The sequence below is a fragment of the Roseateles sp. Mitsp63 genome (genome assembly GCF_059491535.1).
In genome coordinates this window covers 5,802,441-5,820,115 of record NZ_CP168509.1, presented here as the reverse complement: position 1 = coordinate 5,820,115, position 17,675 = coordinate 5,802,441, and the positions used below count along the sequence as shown (strand labels likewise).

9 protein-coding genes are annotated in these 17,675 nt (G+C 71.6%); all 9 read left to right on the top strand.

Features of this window, described 5'->3' with window-relative positions:
- Nucleotides 1-8 precede the first annotated feature (8 nt).
- The 9 genes from ACEN96_RS25225 to ACEN96_RS25185 all read left to right on the top strand — a co-directional run bounded on the left by ACEN96_RS25225 (nt 9) and on the right by ACEN96_RS25185 (nt 17,673).
- Nucleotides 9-2,435: a family 20 glycosylhydrolase gene (locus tag ACEN96_RS25225; RefSeq protein WP_495585760.1), complete on the top strand. Its 2,427-nt coding sequence runs from the start codon at nt 9-11 to the stop codon at nt 2,433-2,435.
- 17 nt (nt 2,436-2,452) lie between these two features.
- Nucleotides 2,453-5,128: a beta-mannosidase gene (locus ACEN96_RS25220; protein ID WP_495585759.1), complete on the top strand. Its 2,676-nt coding sequence runs from the start codon at nt 2,453-2,455 to the stop codon at nt 5,126-5,128.
- 149 nt (nt 5,129-5,277) lie between these two features.
- A complete protein-coding gene (locus ACEN96_RS25215; RefSeq protein ID WP_495585758.1) occupies nt 5,278-7,968 on the top strand; it encodes a TonB-dependent receptor in 2,691 nt (896 codons plus the stop codon).
- Between the two features lie 74 nt (nt 7,969-8,042).
- The gene (locus ACEN96_RS25210) at nt 8,043-9,404 is read left to right on the top strand and encodes an alpha-L-fucosidase (RefSeq protein ID WP_495585757.1); all 1,362 of its coding nucleotides are present in this window, start codon (nt 8,043-8,045) and stop codon (nt 9,402-9,404) included.
- Nucleotides 9,401-10,102 (top strand): copper homeostasis protein CutC, encoded by a 702-nt coding sequence (locus ACEN96_RS25205; protein WP_495585756.1) that lies wholly within the window; start codon nt 9,401-9,403, stop codon nt 10,100-10,102. The genes ACEN96_RS25210 and ACEN96_RS25205 overlap by 4 nt, the downstream gene beginning before the upstream one ends.
- The gene (locus ACEN96_RS25200) at nt 10,099-11,175 is read left to right on the top strand and encodes a sialidase family protein (protein ID WP_495585755.1); all 1,077 of its coding nucleotides are present in this window, start codon (nt 10,099-10,101) and stop codon (nt 11,173-11,175) included. Before ACEN96_RS25205 ends, ACEN96_RS25200 begins: the two co-directional genes overlap by 4 nt.
- A gap of 61 nt (nt 11,176-11,236) precedes the next feature.
- On the top strand, nt 11,237-13,882 hold the full coding sequence (locus ACEN96_RS25195; RefSeq protein ID WP_495585754.1) for a glycoside hydrolase family 3 C-terminal domain-containing protein: 2,646 nt from the start codon (nt 11,237-11,239) through the stop codon (nt 13,880-13,882).
- Nucleotides 13,879-15,345, top strand: coding sequence for a glycoside hydrolase family 125 protein (locus ACEN96_RS25190; RefSeq protein ID WP_495585753.1), 1,467 nt, complete (start codon nt 13,879-13,881; stop codon nt 15,343-15,345). The genes ACEN96_RS25195 and ACEN96_RS25190 overlap by 4 nt, the downstream gene beginning before the upstream one ends.
- 3 nt (nt 15,346-15,348) lie before the next feature.
- Complete coding sequence (locus ACEN96_RS25185) at nt 15,349-17,673, top strand: GH92 family glycosyl hydrolase (protein ID WP_495585752.1); 2,325 nt, start codon at nt 15,349-15,351, stop codon at nt 17,671-17,673.
- Nucleotides 17,674-17,675: the final 2 nt, after the last annotated feature.

Below are 17,675 nucleotides of genomic sequence, written 5' to 3'. Positions count from 1 at the left end.
CCCGGTCGATGCGAACCCGCCATCCGGTCATCGCGCGCCTGCCGCGCCTGCTGCGAGCGCTGCCGCTGGGCCTTGCGCTGGCGGCGGCCGGTGCCGCGCAGGCCGGCACCCACGCGCCCGCCCAGCCCGCCCAGCCCGCCGTGCTCCCGCCGATGCCGGCGGACGTGCTGCCGCTGGTGCCGCTGCCGGCGCAGCTCACGCGCGGCGAGGGCGTGCTGCGCCTGGCGCCGGGCGCGGTCATCGCGGTGCCGGCTGGCGACCGCGGGGCGCGCCGCGCGGCGGGCTTCCTCGCGGCCATGGCCTGGCGAGATCACCACCTGCGTCTGCAGGTGCGGGAGGGCGCCAGCGGCGCGATCGTGCTGCGCCGCGATGCGCGCATCGCCACCGATGCCAAGGGCGCCTACGAACTGGCGGTGACGCCCGGCGGCGCCACGCTGCAGGCGGGCGATGACGCCGGTCTCCTGTATGCGGGCGTGAGCCTGTGGCAATTGCTCGATGCCAACGCCAACGCCAACGCTGATGACGCGCGGGGCGGCATCGACGTGCCGGTGCTGCGCATCGTCGACCAGCCGCGCTTCGGCTGGCGCGGCCTGATGCTGGACGTGGTGCGCCACTTCGCGCCGCTGGACGAGCTGAAGGCGCTGGTCGATCAGATGGCGCTGCACAAGCTCAACGTGCTGCACCTGCACCTGAGCGACGACCAGGGCTGGCGCCTGGAGATCAAGCGCTACCCCGACCTGACCCGCGTCGGCGGCTGGCGCGCGCCGCCCGGCGGCGAGCCGGCGCGCTACGGCGGCTTCTACACGCAGGCGCAGATGCGCGAGCTGGTGGCCTATGCGGCCGAGCGCCAGATCACCGTCGTGCCGGAGCTGGACATGCCCGGCCACGCCCAGGCCGTGGTCGCCGCCTATCCGCGCGTGGGCGTGGACATCGGCGACGGCCCGGGCCGCAATCCGCGCCCCGCCGTGGCGGTCGACTACGGCGTGAATCCCTATCTCTACAACGCCGATGAATCCACCCTCCACTTCATCGAGCAGGTGATGGACGAGGTGATGGCGGTGTTCCCGTCGTCCTTCATCCATGTCGGCGGCGACGAGGCGGTCAAGGACCAGTGGAAGGCCTCGCCGAGCGTGCAGGCCCGCATCCGCGCGCTGGGCCTGGCCAACGAGGAGGCGCTGCAGAGCTGGTTCATCGGCCGCATCGGGCGCTACCTGGAAAGCCGCGGCCGCCGGCTGATCGGCTGGGACGAGATCCTGGAGGGCGGCCTGCCCGCGGGCGCGTCCGTCATGTCCTGGCGCGGCACCGAGGGCGCCGTCGCCGCCGCCAACCTGGGCCACGACGTGGTGCTGGCGCCGGCCGGCTCGCTCTACCTCGACAACCTGCAGAGCGCCGGCGACGACGAGCCGGAAGGGCGCCTGGCCCAGCTGCCCATCGAGAAGGTCCATGCCTTCGAGGCCATGCCGGCCGGCCTGGACACCGACCGCGCCAGGCATGTGCTGGGCCTGGAGGCCGCGCTGTGGACCGAGTACATGCCGTCGCGCCAGCACCGGGAGCACGCGATCTTCCCGCGCCTGGCCGCAGTGGCGGAGGTGGCCTGGTCGCCGGCCGCGCTGCGCGACTGGCGCGGCTTCGTGCCGCGCCTGGCGCTGCAGCGGGCGCGCTATCTGCGCCAGGGCGTGAACGCCGCGGACAGCGCCTTCGCGGTGCGGTTCGACATCGATGGCGGCGCGGCCGCGATGCTCGCCGCCGGCCAGGCGCCGGTGCGGCTGGTCAATCAGCTGGGCTACGGACAGATCCGCTACACGCTGGATGGCTCCGATCCGGGGCCGGCGTCGCCGGGCCTGGACGCCGATGGCAAGCCGCTGATCGTCACGCTGCCCGCGCGCCTGCGCGCGACCGCCTTCGATGCCGCGGGCCGGCCGCTCGCGGCCGTGCGCGAGCAGCGCTTGGACACCGCGACGCTGCTGACCCGCTCCAGCAACCAGCTGCAGGCCTGCCCGTCCGGAGAGATGGGCCTGCGCGTGCCGCTGCGGACCGAGGCGACCCAGTGGGCGCCCGTCTTCAACGTCAACCTCCTCGATGCCTGCTGGATCTATCCGCGGGCGCGCCTGGACGGCGTGCAGGGCATCGCGGTCGACGCCGGCCGGCTGGCGCGCAACTACGGTCTGGCGCAGGACGCCGTCAAGGTCGTCCAGCATCCGGCCCGCACGCCGGCGGGCGAGCTCGAGGTGCGGCAGGGCGATTGCGCCGGGCCGCTGCTCGCGTCGCTGCCGCTGCCCGCCGGCAGCGCGCCGGAGGCCTTCACGCTGAAGGCGCCGCTGCCACCGCTGACCGGCGTGCAGGACCTGTGCCTGCGCTTCACCGCACCCATCCACGGCCCGCTGTACGCGATCGACGCGGCGCGCCTGCTGGCCGCCGAGCCGGCCCGGCCCTGATCGAGGACGCCCCCAAGATGCATCCCTCTTCCCTCCTCGTTGGCTGGCGCCGCGCGCTGCGCGGGCTGGGCCTGGCGGCGCTGCTGGGCAGTGCCGCGCCCTGGGCGCTGGCGCAGCTGCACACGCAGCCGCTGGACGGCGGCTGGCAGTTCCGCCTTGCGGATCCCGAGGCGGCCAAGGCGCACCCCGAGGCCGCCGGCTGGCGCGGCGCGACCGTGCCCGGCACGGTGCAGACCGACCTGCTGGACGCCCGTCTGATCCCCGAGCCCTTCCACGGCGAGAACGAAGCCCGCCTGCAATGGATCGGGCTGTCGGATTGGGAGTACCGGCTCGCGTTCGACGTCGATGCCGCGACCCTGGCGCGCGAGCAGGTGGAGCTGGTCTTCGACGGCCTGGACACCTTCGCGCAGGTCAGCCTCAACGGGCAGGCGCTGGCTGCCACGGACAACATGTTCCGCCGCTGGCGCCTGCCCGCCAAGGCGCTGCTCAAGCCAGGCCGCAACACGCTGCTGGTGCGGCTGCAATCGCCGATCAGGAAGATGCAGCCCTGGCTGCTGAAGCAGCCCTATGCGCTGCCGGGCGCCTACGACTCGCAGTTCGGCGACGAGCCCAAGGGCGTGGCCACCGCGACCTACGTCCGCAAGGCGCAGTACCAGTACGGCTGGGACTGGGGTCCGCGCTTCGTGACGCTGGGCATCTGGCAGCCGGTGCGCCTGGAGAGCTGGGATCGCCTGCGCATCGAGGACTTCCACGTGCGCCAGCCGCGGGTGGATGAAGGCGTGGCGCAGCTCGCGGCCGAGCTCGACGTGCAGGCCGGCCGCGGCGGGGCCGCCCGGCTGCAGGTGGAGGTGACGCCGCCCGAGGGTGAGCCCTTCACGCTGACCCGCGACGTGGTGCTGGACCCCGGCCGCAACGCGCTGAGCCTGCCCGTGCGCATCGAGCGGCCCCAGCGCTGGTTCCCCGCCGGCTACGGCGGGCAGCCGATGTACCGCTTCCGCGCCAGCCTGACGCAGGACGGCGCCGAGCGTGCCCATGCCGAGCGCCGCACCGGTCTGCGCAGCGTCGAGCTGCGGCGCGAGAAGGATGCCTGGGGCCGGAGCTTCGCCTTCGTCATCAACGGCATTCCGGTGTTCGCCAAGGGCGCCAACATGATCCCGCTGGACAGCTTCCCCAACCGCGTGACGCGCGAGCGCCAGCGGGCGCTGCTGCTCAGCGCCAGGCGGGCCAACATGAACATGCTGCGCCTGTGGGGCGGCGGCTATTACGAGAGCGACGCGTTCTACGAAGAGGCCGATGCGCTGGGCCTGCTGATCTGGCAGGACTTCATGTTCGGCGGCGCCATCCTGCCGGCCGACACGGCTTTCCAGGAGAACGTCCGCCAGGAAGCCGTGGAGCAGGTGCGCCGGCTGCGCGACCACCCGAGCATCGTGCTCTGGTGCGGCGGCAACGAGGTGCAGGCCGACTGGGAGACCTGGGACGCCACGCTGGCCTTCAAGAACCGGCTCTCCCCCGATGAGCGCGAGCGCCTGTGGAGCGCCAACCTCAAGCTCTTCGGCGACGTGCTGCGCGGCGTCGTGCAGCGCGAGGCGCCCGAGGTGCCCTACTGGGCCACCTCGCCCGGCGTCGACCTGGAGGGGCCGTCCGGCCAGATGGACGATGGCGACGTGCATTTCTGGCGCGTGTGGGGCGGCTCCGCGCCGGTCGAGACCTTCCTCGACACCACGCCGCGCTTCATGTCGGAGTACGGCCTGCAGTCCTACCCGGAGATGCGCACCATCGCCAGCTTCGCCGGTCCGCAGGACCTGCGGCTGGACTCGCCGGTGATCCGCGCGCATCAGAAATTCGGCGTGGCCGCGGGGCCCGACGTGGGCAACGACCGCCTGCTCTTCTACATCCGCAAGGGCTATGGCGAGCCCAAGGACTTCGCGTCCTTCGTCTACCTCAGCCAGGTCATGCAGGCCGAGGGCATCGCGCTGGCGGCCAGCCATCTGCGCAGCCGGCGTCCGCGGTCCATGGGCTCGCTGTACTGGCAGCTGAACGATGTCTGGCCGGGGGCGTCCTGGTCCAGCGTGGATGTCTCCGGCCGCTGGAAGGCGCTGCAGTTCCACGCACGCCGCTTCTACGCGGACACGACGGTGACGGCGCTGCGCCGCGCCGACGGGACCGAGATTGCGGTGGTCTCCGACAACACCCAGCCGCACGACGCCGAGCTGCGCCTGCGCGTCTCGGACCTGGACGGCCGCGTGCTGCGCGCCGAGCGCGCGGCCCTGGTCGCGCGGCCGCTGGCCGTCACGCCGGTCTGGCATCGCTCCGATGCCGAGCTGCTGCAAGGCGCGGACCCGGCGCGCACCGTGGCCGAGGTCGAGCTGCGGGTGCAGGGCCTGCCGGTGGCCCGCCAGACCGTGTACTTCGTGCCCGCCCGTGAGCTGAAGCTGGACGATCCGCGCTTCCAGACGCGACTGGAGCGGGATCCCGCCGGCGGTCCTGACGCGTGGCGGCTCGCCATCAGGACCCAGTCCTTCGCCCGCGCGGTGTGGATCGATTTCGGGCCGCTGGAGGTCGAGCTGGCGGACAACGCGCTCGACATCCCGGCCGGCGAGGAAGTCCTGATCCCGCTGCGCGCCACGGCCTCGCCGGGCGACTTGCAGGCCCACCTGAATCTTCGTTCCCTGGCCGACTCGCGATTGCGATGAACGGAAGCCAGGAAACAGATCGTCCGCTCAAAAAGCGGATCGACGCATGCGTGCAGTAGCTAGTTCGATATCCAGGGACAAGAGCAATTCAAAGACGCGGCATTGACCGACCCCTCATCCACGGCCCTCACCCCAAGAAGATTGCGATCATGAAACCGAATCGACTCCTCCTGAAAACCACCCTGGTCACCGCGATCGCGGCCATCTACGGCCCGGCCGCCTTCGCGCAGGCGGCGCCTCCGCCCAGTGCCGCCGCTTCCGCCGCCGCTTCCGCCGCCGCGCCCGCGCCCGACGCCGAGCGCGGCGCCAAGGCCAAGGCCGAGACGCTCGATACGGTCAACGTGACCGGCTACCGCGCCAGCCTGCAGCGCGCGATGAACATCAAGCGCAACGCCGATTCCATCGTCGATGCGATCAGCGCCGAGGACATCGGCAAGTTCCCCGACACCAACGCGGCCGAATCGCTCGCGCACCTGCCCGGCATCGCCGTGGACCGCCTCTACGGCGAAGGCGAGAAGGTCAGCATCAACGGCACCGACCCGGCGCTCAACCGCGTGCTGGTCAATGGCCAGACCATCGCCTCGGGCGACTGGGGCGGCAACCCCAGCGACACCAGCGGCCGCACCTTCAACTACACGCTGCTGTCGCCGGAGATCATCGGGACGATGGAGGTCTACAAGTCGCCCGAGGCCCGCATCGACGAGGGCAGCATCGGCGGCACCGTGATCATCCACACCCGCAAGCCGCTGGACCTGCCGGCCAACACGCTGCGCGGCTCGCTGGGCTACAGCTACAACGACCGCTCCAAGGACGGCAACCCGCGCGGCTCGGTGCTGTACAGCTGGAAGAACGAGAGCAACGATTTCGGCGCGCTGATCGCCGTGTCGCATGACAAGCAGACGCTGTCGCAGGCCGGCATCGAGTTCTTCGGCTACACCACCGGCAGCGGCATCAGCCCCACGGCGCAGATCTCCGGCAGCGGCGACCCGCAGACCGCGCGCATGCCGGTGGCCATCGACAGCGACTTCTTCCAGCAGACGCGCCAGCGCGACAGCCTGCAGGGCGCGTTGCAATGGAAGCCCGATGCCCGCAACGAGCTCAACCTCACCGGCATCTACGTCCACGGCAAGTACAACAACTACAGCGAGGCGCGCTATGCCTGCCCCGGCTGCGGCGACGTCGACAAGATCACCAAGGCCACGGTCAACAACGGCCTGATCACCGCGGCGACCGTGACGGCCGGCGCCGGCAACGGCAACCAGCCCTATGCCGAGCTGGACGCGAACTATCGCGAGTCCACCGTCGTCACCAAGAGCCTGAACCTGCAGCACGAGTACAAGGCCGACGACTGGAAGCTCTCCAGCCAGGTCGGCTACACCTCGGCCTCCGGCGGCAAGTCGCCGGAATACCTGATGAAGTACCTGCTGAAGTCCGGCGGCTACTCCTTCAACTACGGCCCCAAGCAGGCCGGCATCGTCTATGACGACGGCAGCCGGTCCAACTGGGGCCTGCCGGGCGCGCCGGCGGGCTCCGCGCCGGGCGCGTCGATCGACGGCAAGTACCAGGCCGGCGGCATCTACTACGCCGAGAGCAGCGACCGCGAACGCTACGGCCAGGTCGACCTGTCCCACAAGCTGGATCTGGGGCCCATCAACGAAGTGCTGGTCGGCGCCAAGTTCATCAAGCACGACAACGGTGTCAACGCGCGCGGCAATCGCATCAACACGACCAGCGATGTCTCGCTGGACCAGTTCGGCAACTCCAACGCGCCGTCCGGGCTGTACGATGGGCTGGATGTCAGCGGCGATATCCGCAACTGGCCCACCGCCGATCTGGGGCAGGTCAAGAACTACCTGCTGAATCAGCCGCAGGGACCCTTCAACATCGACTACGGCTCGACCTTCCGCGTGCGGGAGACCACGGCCAACCTCTACACCCAGTTCAACTACGACGTCGCTGGCGTGCGCGGCAACTTCGGCCTGCGCTACGTGCACACCAAGGACAACTCGAACTACTACCTCTCCAGCGACGGCGGCACGACCTACACGCCGACCACCACGGACACCAGCTACAACAAGCTGCTGCCCAGCTTCAACGCCGCCTACGACCTGGATTCCGACAAGGTGCTGCGCTTCTCGGTGGCGAAGGTGCTGGCGCGTCCGCGCTATTCGGACCTGGCCGGCGCGACCAACCTGGACCTGGTCAAGGGCACCGGCAGCGGCGGCAATCCCGACCTGAAGCCCTACGAGTCGACCAACTTCGACCTGGCCGGCGAGTGGTACTTCGCGCCGCAGAGCATGCTGGGCGCCGAGTTCTTCTACCGCGACGTCAGCAACTACGTCGTCAACGTGACGAACGACCGCGTCATCAACAACCGGACCTTCTCGATCAGCTCGCCGGTGAATGCCAGCTCGGCCAAGGTCAAGGGCCTGTCGCTGATGTACCAGCAGAACCTGGGCTACGGCCTCGGTCTGCAGGCCAACTACACCTATGCCAAGGCGGACACCGGCGAAGGCCTGAACCTGCCCTACCTGTCGAAGAACACGGTCAACATCATTCCGTACTTCGAATACGCGGGCTTCACCGCGCGCCTGGTCTACAGCTGGCGCTCGCAGTACTTCACGCAGATCGGCCGCCTGAACTCGCAGGACTTCACCGACCAGTACAAGCAGCTGGACCTGTCGGCCTCCTACGAGATCACGAAGAAGATCGGCATCAGCCTGAGCGCGACCAACCTGCTGGACCAGACCTATTACCAGTTCAGCGGCAACAAGGACGCGCCCACCGGCTTCTACAAGAACGGCCGGACCATCATGCTGGGCATGAACTTCAAGCTCTGAACGGGGCGTGATCGGGGGCTGGCCGGCTCGCGGGAGCCGGCCGGCCCTTTCCTGTGACCGTGATGGATCCTGAGATGTACCGATCGTTGATCAAGCGCTTGCCGGCGCTGTGCATGGCCTTGGCGGCGCCCTGGACGGGCGCCTGCGCCGCGGACTCGTTCTCGGCGACGACCCCGTCGCCGCAGCAGGTGGCGTGGCAGAACCGCGGCTTCGGCGTGCTGGTGCACTTCGGCACCAACACCTTCCTGGACCGCGAATGGGGCGACGGCCAGGCCCCGGCCACGGTGTTCAATCCCGACCGCGTGGACCCCGGCCAGTGGGCGCGCGCGGCCAGGTCGGCGGGCGCGAATTACCTGGTGCTGGTGGCCAAGCACCATGACGGCTTCGCGCTGTGGCCGACGCAGCAGAGCGATTACTCGGTCAAGTCCAGCCCCTGGCTGAACGGCCAGGGCGACCTGGTGCGCCTGACCGCCGACGCCGTCCGGCGCGAAGGCATGGGCATGGGCGTCTACCTGTCGCCCTGGGACCGGCACGAGCCGCGCTACGCCGAGCCCAAGGCCTATGACGTCTTCTACACCGGCCAGTTGGTCGAGCTGGCCTCGGGCTACGGCCCGCTGGTCGAATGGTGGCTGGACGGCGCGGGCAGCGACGGCCACGTCTACGACTTCGAGCGCTACGTGGCGAAGCTGCGCACCTATCAACCCAATGCCATGGTGTTCGCCGACACCGCGCTGTTCGAGTACGGCGACATCCGCTGGGTCGGCAACGAGGTCGGCGTCATCGAGGGCGAGAACTGGAACGTCATCGACCGCCATGGGCAGCTGCGCTGGCGGCCGGTGGAGGTCGACACGCCGCTGCACAAGGACTTCTGGTTCTGGAACTCGAAGCCGGAGTTCGCCGCGTCGCTCAAGACGGTGGACGAGCTGATGCGCAACTACGAGGACAGCGTGGGCCGCGGCGGCCAGTTGGTGCTGGGCATCGCGCCCGACCGGCACGGGCTGCTGCCCGACGAGGACGTGAAGCGCCTGGCCGAATTCGGGCAGGCGCTGGAGCAACGCTATGGGAATGCCGCCAATCTGGCGGCGCGACACGTCAAGGCCGATGCGCGCGCGGAGGCGGCGCTCGACAACGACGACGACACCTCCTGGACCGTCACAGAGGCCAACCGCGGCGTGCTGGAGGTGGACCTCGGCAAGACCGTCACCATCGACCGGGCGTTGACGATGGAGCGTCTCGAGGACGGCCAGCACGTGCGCGGCTACCGGATCGAGGCCTGGGACGGCGGCCGCTGGATCACGCTCGCGCAGGCGCAGGCGGTCGGTCACATGAAGATCGACCGCTTCGCGCCGGTGAGCGCGCGCCGCGTGCGGCTGCGCATCACCAACAGCGTCGGTGTCGCGGCCATCCGCGAGTTCAAGCTGTTCGCCGCCCCATGAGCGTCAAGCCCGCCTGCATCGAGGTCATCGCCTTGTCGGCCCGGGACGCCTGCGAGGCCGAGGCCGCGGGCGCCGACCGCATCGAGCTGGTGTCCGACATGGCCCAGGGCGGCCTCACGCCCGCCGCGCAGGTGGTGGGCGAGGTCGTGCGGCAGTGCCGTCTGCCGGTGATGGTCATGGTGCGGCCCCATGCCCGGTCCTTCAGCTACGACGAGGCCGACATGCGCCAGGTGCGCGAGGGCGTGGCGATGGTGCGCGACGCTGGCGCGCACGGCCTGGTCTTCGGCGCATTGACGGCCGATGGCGACATCGACCGCGCGGCCCTGGACCAGGTGCTGCGCTGGGCCGATGGACTGCCGCTGACCTTCCATCGGGCCTTCGACGAGGCGCGCGATCCGGTCCGCGCCTTCAGCGAGCTGAGCGCCTATCGCGGCGCGGTGGCGCAATTGCTGAGCTCAGGCGCCGCGCCCACCGCGGAGGAGGGCGCCGAGCTGCTCGCGCAACTGGTGACGCGCTGGCGCCTGGGCGAGGGCGTCGAGCCGCTGGTGGGCTCGGGCGTGCACGCGGGCAACCTGGCCGCGCTGCATCGCCGCATCGGCGCGCGGCAGTACCACGTGGGCAGCGGCGCGCGAGCCGGCGGAAGTTTCGCGGCCGGCATCGATGCCGGGCGCATCGCCGCGTTGCGGCAGGCGCTATGACGCCGCGAGCGCCCGGCCTGTCCCGGCGGAGGCTGCTGTGCGCGGCGCTGGCGGGCGCGGCGGCGCCGCGCGCCTGGAGCGCGGAACTCGAGCTGCACAAGCGCTTCATCGACGACCCGCCGGCCACGCCGCAGGTGCATGCGTCCACGCTCGTGGAACTGCCGGACGGCAGCCTGATGGCCGCCTGGTTCGGCGGCACCGCGGAGCGCGCGCCCGACGTGCGCATCTGGTGCTCGCGCCTGCGGGCCGGTGCCTGGAGTCCGCCTCGCGCGGTCGCGGACGGCGTGCAGCCGGACGGCCGTCCGCTGCCCACCTGGAACCCGGTCCTGTTCCAGGCCAGCGCCGCGCGCGGCGGCAGGCTGCTGCTCTTCTACAAGGTCGGCCCCGATCCGCGGCAGTGGTGGGGCGAACTCATCACCTCGGACGACGGCGGCGACCACTGGTCCCCGCCGCGCCGCCTGCCCGCGGGCGTGCTGGGACCGATCCGCAGCAAGCCGCTGATGCTGGCGGACGGCACGCTGCTGTGTCCGTCCAGCACCGAGGACGAGGACGGCCACTGGCGCCTGCACATGGAGCGCAGCCGGGACCTGGGCCGGAGCTGGCTGCCCAACTCGCCGGTGGACGATCCGCGCGGCGACGGACTGATCCAGCCCAGCCTGGTTGCCCGGCCCGATGGCAGCGTGCTGGCCTTCGCGCGCAGCCGCGCGAATCGCATCGCCGTCACCCGCTCGCGCGATGGCGGGCGCACTTGGTCGGCGCCCCTGCTGACCCCGCTGCCCAATCCGAATGCCGGCATCGAGGCCCTGGGCCTGGCCGACGGGCGCATCCTGATGGTCTTCAATCCGCGCGAGCAGGGGCGGGACTGGTGGGCCGGCCGGGACCGGCTGGACCTGGCGCTGTCCAGCGACGGCGGACACACGTGGCGCACCGTCGCGACGCTGGAGGACGAGCCGGGCCAGGAGTTCTCCTACCCGGCCGCGATCCAGGCACGCGATGGTCTCGTGCATCTCACCTACACCTACCAACGGAGCCACATCCGGCATGTGCAACTGGACCCGCGCCGCCTGGGCTGACGCCGTCAGGCGCGCGCTCTCCCTTTCACCGGCAGTGCCGAAGCGCCGCGGGGGCCGCGGCATGCGCGCGATGCCGTGGCTGTGTCTCGCGGCCTTGCTGCCGGCATCGATGGCATCGATGGTCTCGACGGCAACGGCCGCCGAGCCGGCGCCGTCATCGCGAACCTCGCCGACGGTGCCACCCTATCTCGACGACCGCCTGGGCGACGCCGAGCGCGCCGCCGATCTGGTGCGCCGGCTCAGCCTGGCCGAGAAGATCGCCCAGCTGCAGGACGGCGCGCCCGCCATCGAGCGCCTGGGCGTGCCGGCCTACGGCTGGTGGAGCGAGGGCCTGCACGGCCTGGCGCGCAATGGCCGGGCCACGGTCTTCCCGCAGGCCATCGGCCTGGCCGCCAGCTGGGACGCGCCGCTGCTGCAGGCGGTGGGCGGCGTGATCGCCACGCAGGCGCGCGCCAAGACCGCGCCGCCGCCGCCGGGCGTGTCGCGCGATTCGGCCCGCTATGGCGGCCTGACGATCTGGTCGCCCAACATCAACCTGTTCCGCGATCCGCGCTGGGGACGGGGGCAGGAGACCTATGGCGAGGATCCGGTCCTCACCGCGCGCCTGGGCGTGGCCTTCGTGCAAGGGCTGCAGGGCCCCGACGAGCGCCGTCCGCTGGTGATCGCCACGCCCAAGCATTTCGCCGTGCACAGCGGGCCGGAGAAGGATCGCCATGCGTTCAACGTCAATCCCTCCGCCCACGACCTGGAAGACAGCTATCTGCCGGCCTTCCGGGCCACGGTGACGCAGGCGCATGCCGGCTCGGTCATGTGCGCCTACAACGCGCTGGACGGCACGCCCGCCTGCGCGAGCACGGCCCTGCTGCAGGACCGCCTGCGCCGCGACTGGGGCTTCCAGGGCTTCGTCGTCACCGACTGCGACGCGGTCGAGGACATGACCCTCTTCCACAAGACCACGCCCGATGACGCGGAGGCCTCGGCGCGCGCGCTGCAGGCCGGCACCGACCTGAACTGCGGCCGCAGCTTCGCCGCGCTGGGCCGGGCGGTGGCGAGCGGCCGCGTCAGCGAGGCCGAGCTGGATCGCGCGCTGCGGCGTCTCTTCGAGGCGCGCCTGCGGCTGGGCCTGTTCTCGCCCGCGCGCGCCGCGCCGTCCATCGACTGGACGGCGGGTCGCGCGCTCGCGCTGCGCGCCGCGCGCGAGTCCATGGTCCTGTTGAAGAACAACGGCGTGCTGCCGCTGTCGCCGCGCGGCCGGGTGGCCGTCGTCGGCCCGACCGCCGAGCTGCTGGAGGACCTGCACGCCAACTACCACGGCGTGGCCGTCGATCCCATCACGCCGCTGGCCGGACTGCGTCAGGCGCTCGGACCCGCGCGCGTGATCGCGGCCCAGGGCTCCGCGCTGGCCGAGGGCGTGCTGGTGGCCGTGCCGCAGGCGGCGCTGCGCACGCCGCAGGGGCGCCCCGGCCTGCGCCGCGAGGTCTTCGCCAACGCGACTCTCGCGGGCCGGCCCGCCGCCGTCGGCGACGACGCCACCTTGAACCTCGACTTCAACCGCGCGCCACCCGCGGCCGGCCTGCCGCCGCGCGGGTACTCGGTGCGCTGGCGCGGGCAGTTCCTGCCGCCGGCGCCCGGCGAGTACCGCCTGGGCCTGCGCGTGGAGCGCTGCTTCGATTGCGACGGCCATGACCGCGTCCGTCTCTATCTCGACGGCCAGCTGCTGCAGGACGGTGACGGCGACCAGGCGGCGGTCACCGTCAAGGTCACGGACCGGCGTCCCCGGACGCTGCGCGTCGAGTGGCTGCACACGGGCGAGGACCAAGGCTTGTCACTGCGATGGCAGGCGCCGGCCGAGGCGCAGCTGGCGCAGGCGGTGAAGGCCGCGCGCCAGGCCGATGCCGTCGTCGCCTTCGTCGGCCTGTCGCCCGATCTGGAGGGCGAGCAGCTGCAGGTGGAGGTGCCCGGCTTCGACGGCGGGGACCGCAGTGTGCTGGACCTGCCGGCGGCGCAGGAGCGCCTGCTCCAGGCGGTCCGGGCCACCGGCAAGCCGCTGGTGGTGGTGCTGCAGTCGGGCAGCGCGGTGGCGCTGCGCTGGGCCGCCGAGCACGCGGACGCGGTGCTGGCCGCCTGGTATCCGGGCGAGGCCGGCGGGCAGGCGATCGCGGAGACGCTGCTGGGCCTCAACAACCCGGCAGGCCGGCTGCCGGTGACCTTCTACCGCTCGGCGCAGGACCTGCCGCCCTTCGCCGACTACGGCATGCAGGGCCGCACCTATCGCTACTTCAAGGGCTCGCCGTTGTGGGCCTTCGGGCACGGCCTGAGCTACACCCGGTTCGCCTACCAGGCTGCGCGCGTGTCGAGCGCGGTGCTGAACGCGGGCGAGGCGATCACGGTCGAGGTCGAGGTGGCCAACGCCGGCGATCGCGATGGCGACGAGGTGGCGCAGGTCTACCTCGAGCCCGAGACGCCGCTGGCCGTGGCCCCGGCGCACGCGCTGGTGGCCTTCCAGCGCGTGCCGCTGAAGGCCGGCGAGCGCCGCACGCTGCGATTCGAGCTGGACGCCCGCGCGCTCAGCCAGGTCGACGCGGCGGGCGTGCGGGCCGTGCTGCCGGGCCGCTACCGGTTCGCGGTGGGCGGCGGTCAACCGGGCCATGCCGAGGTGCTGCGCGCCAGCTTCGCGATCCAGGGCCGCCAGGAGCTGCCGCGATGACGGGGCCGGACATGATCGATTCACCGGCGCGGCGCGCGCTGCTCGGGCTCGGCCTCGCCGCTGGGCTGAGCGGTCTGGGCATGGGTCGCGCGCGGGCGGCGGACGACCGCTTCGCCAGTGCCCGGCCTCCGCCCGGTCAGCGACGCTTCGTCAGCCCTGCCGTCGACGCGGCCATCGCGGACCTCCAGCGCCGCATCGGCGATCCGGAGCTGGCCTGGATGTTCGGCAACTGCCTGCCCAACACGCTGGACACCACGGTGACCGAGCGCACGGTCGACGGCAAGCCCGACACCTTCGTCATCACCGGCGACATCGACGCGATGTGGCTGCGCGACTCGTCGGCGCAGGTCTGGCCCTACCTGGCCTTCGCGCGCGAGGACGATGCACTGCGCCGGTTGATCCGCGGCGTCATCCATCGCCACGCGCGCTGCCTGCTGATCGACCCCTATGCCAACGCCTTCCTCGAGGATCCCCAGGCCCGCACGCAGCTCAAGTGGGCCATCGGCGACCTGACGGAGATGCGGCCCGGCGTGTCCGAGCGCAAGTGGGAGCTGGACTCGCTGTGCTGGCCCATCCGCCTGGCCCATGGCTACTGGCGCGCCACCGGCGACACCGCGCCCTTCGATGCGCAATGGGCCGAGGCGATGCGCGCGGTCCTGCGCACGATGCGCGAGCAGCAGCGCAAGACCGGCCCCGGTCCCTACCGCTTCCAGCGCAAGGCCGAGGCCGCCACCGAGACGCTGGTCCTCGATGGCTACGGCCATCCGGGTCGGCCGGTGGGGCTGATCCACTCGATGTTCCGGCCGTCGGACGACGCCTGCGTCTTTCCCTTCCTGGTGCCGGCCAACCTGTTCGCGGTCGTGTCGCTGCGTCAGCTCGCGGCCATGGCGGACGCGGTGCTGCACGACGCCGCGCTGGCCACCGAGGCCCAGGCCCTGGCCGATGAGGTCGCGGCCGCGCTGCATCGCCATGCGCGGCTGCGCACCCCGGCGGGCGAGGTCTGGGCCTATGAGGTCGACGGCTTCGGCAACCAGTTCTTCATGGACGACGCGAACGCGCCCAGCCTGCTGAGCCTGCCCTACCTGGGCGTCTGCGCGGTGGGCGACGCGCTGTACCGCCGCACGCGCGCGCGGGCCTGGAGCGCGGACAACCCCTACTTCTTCCGCGGCCGCGTGGCCGAGGGCACCGGCGGGCCGCACGAGGGCCTGCGCATGATCTGGCCGATGTCCGTCGCGATGAAGGCCCTGACCGCGCCGGCCACGGCCGCGGGGGACGCGGAGGTCCGCCAGTGCCTGCGCTGGCTCAAGGCCAGCCATGCGGGCACCGGCTTCATGCACGAGGCCTTCGACCAGGACGACGCCACGCACTTCACCCGCCCGTGGTTTGCCTGGGCCAACGGCCTGTTCGGCGAACTGATCCTGAACCTGGCGCGGCATCGGCCCGCGCTGCTGCAATCGAGCTGATCCATGACCTCACGCCGCGACCTGCTCAAGATGGCGCTCGTCACCGGCCTGCCGCTGACCGGCTGCGCCGGCCCCTCGCGCCAGGCCGCGTCCCCGGGCGCCGCCGCGCAAGACCGCCTCACCCGCCATGTCGACGTGTTCATCGGCACCGGCGATCACGGCCACACCACGCCGGCCGCCACGCGGCCCTTCGGCATGGTGCAGCTGGGCCCCGACACCTACAACGCGGACTGGGACGCCTGCTCGGGCTATCACGACAAGGACCGCTCGATCATGGGCTTCTCCCACACGCACCTCAGCGGCACCGGCATCGGTGACCTGCTGGACGTGCTGGTGATGCCCTGCGTCGGCGAGGTGCGGCGGCAGCCCGGACCGCCAGGCAATCCGGAGCTGGGCTGGCGCGCGCCGTTCACGCATCGGGACCAGTCCGCCGAACCCGGCTACTACCGCGTCGCGCTGCGCGATCGCGATGTCACCGTCGAGCTCACCGCCACCGAGCGCGTCGGCCTGCACCGCTACCGCTTCGGCCAGCACACGCGCGGCCATCTGATGGTGGACCTGCGTCATGGCATGCAGGACAAGCCAGGCGTCCCCACGCGCGTGCCCTGGGCCGAGCTGGAGGTGGTCGGCGACGACACGCTGCTCGGCGGCCGCGCGGTGGACCAGTGGGCGCAGGGCCGGCAGGTCTTCTTCGCGATGCAGTTCTCGCGGCCCTTCGAGCGCTTCGAGGTGTTCAACGGCAACGGCGCGGACGGCGCGGCGGCGCGTGTCTCGCGCGGCACGCAGCTGCTCGCGGCGCTGCACTGGCGCTCGGAGGCGGGCGAGCCGCTGCTGGTCAAGTGCGGCATCTCCTACGTCAGCGCCGAGGGCGCGCTGCGCAACCTGCGCGAGGAACTGCCCGGCTGGGACTTCGAGCAGGTGCGCGCGTCGGCGAGCGCGGCCTGGGAGCGCGAACTCGCCGCGCTGCGGCTGCGGACCTTCGACGAGCGGCACCAGCGCATGCTCTACACCGCGCTGTATCACAGCCTGCTCGCGCCGACCCTGTTCAGCGACGTGGACGGCCAGTACCGCGGCATGGATCTGCGCGTGCATCAGCTCGCGCCGGGCGAGCGCAACTACACGCAGTACTCGCTGTGGGACACCTACCGCAGCCTGCATCCGCTGCTGACGATGCTCACGCCGGCGCGCGTGCCGGACCTGGTCAACAGCCTCATCCGCATGGCGGAGCAGAGCGATCAAGGCGTGCCGGTCTGGCCGCTGCATGGCCGCGAGACCGGCTGCATGATCGGCTACCACTCGGCCGTGGTGCTGGCCGAGGCCCAGGCCAAGGGCTTCGCCGGCATCGACTTCCAGCGCGCCTGGCCGCTATGGCGCCAGCGCGCGATGGACGACGCGTATCGCGGCCTGCCCGATTACCGGCGGCTGGGCTTCATCCCGTCCGACCGCGAGGAGGAGGCGGCCAGCAAGACCCTCGAATACGCCTATGACGACTGGGCGCTGGCCCGTCTCGCGCGGGGCGTGGGCGCCGAAGCGGACGCGGAGCTGCTGCGCCGGCGCTCGCTGAACTACCGCCACGTCTTCGATCCGGCGCTGCGCTTCGTGCGCCCGCGCCTGGCCGACGGCCGCTGGGCCGAGCCCTTCGACCCGCGCGCGCTGGGCCATTCGGCGCGCTGGCATGACTTCACCGAGTCCAACGCCTGGCAGGCCACCTTCCTCAACCAGCACGACGTGGCCGGCTACATGCAGCTGTTCGGCGGCGAGGCGGCCTTCATCGCCCAGCTCGACGCGCTGTTCAGCACGAGCTCGGAGCAACTGCCGGGCGCGCCGCCCGACATCTCGGGGCTGATCGGCCAGTACGCCCATGGCAACGAGCCCAGCCACCACATCGCGTATCTCTACGCCTACGCGGGCCAGCCCTGGAAGACGCAGGCCCGCGTGCGGCAGATCATGGACACGCTCTACAGCGACCGGCCCGACGGCTTGTCCGGCAACGAGGACTGCGGGCAGATGTCGGCCTGGCTGGTGCTCAGCGCGCTGGGGCTGTACCCGGTGGATCCGGTCAGCGCGCGCTATGTCTTCGGCAGCCCGCTGGTGGAGCGGGCCGAGCTGGCGCTGCCGGGCGGAAGGACGCTGGAGATCGAGGCGCGCGACAACGGCCCCGATCGGATCTACGTGCAGTCGGTGAGCTGGCGGGGGCAGCCGCACACGCGCAGCTGGATCGACCACGCCAGCCTGATGCAGGGCGGCCGGCTGGTGTTCACGATGGGGCCCCAGCCCAATCCCGGCTTCGGCGCGGCGCTGGAATCGCGGCCGCCCGCGGCCGTCTGACT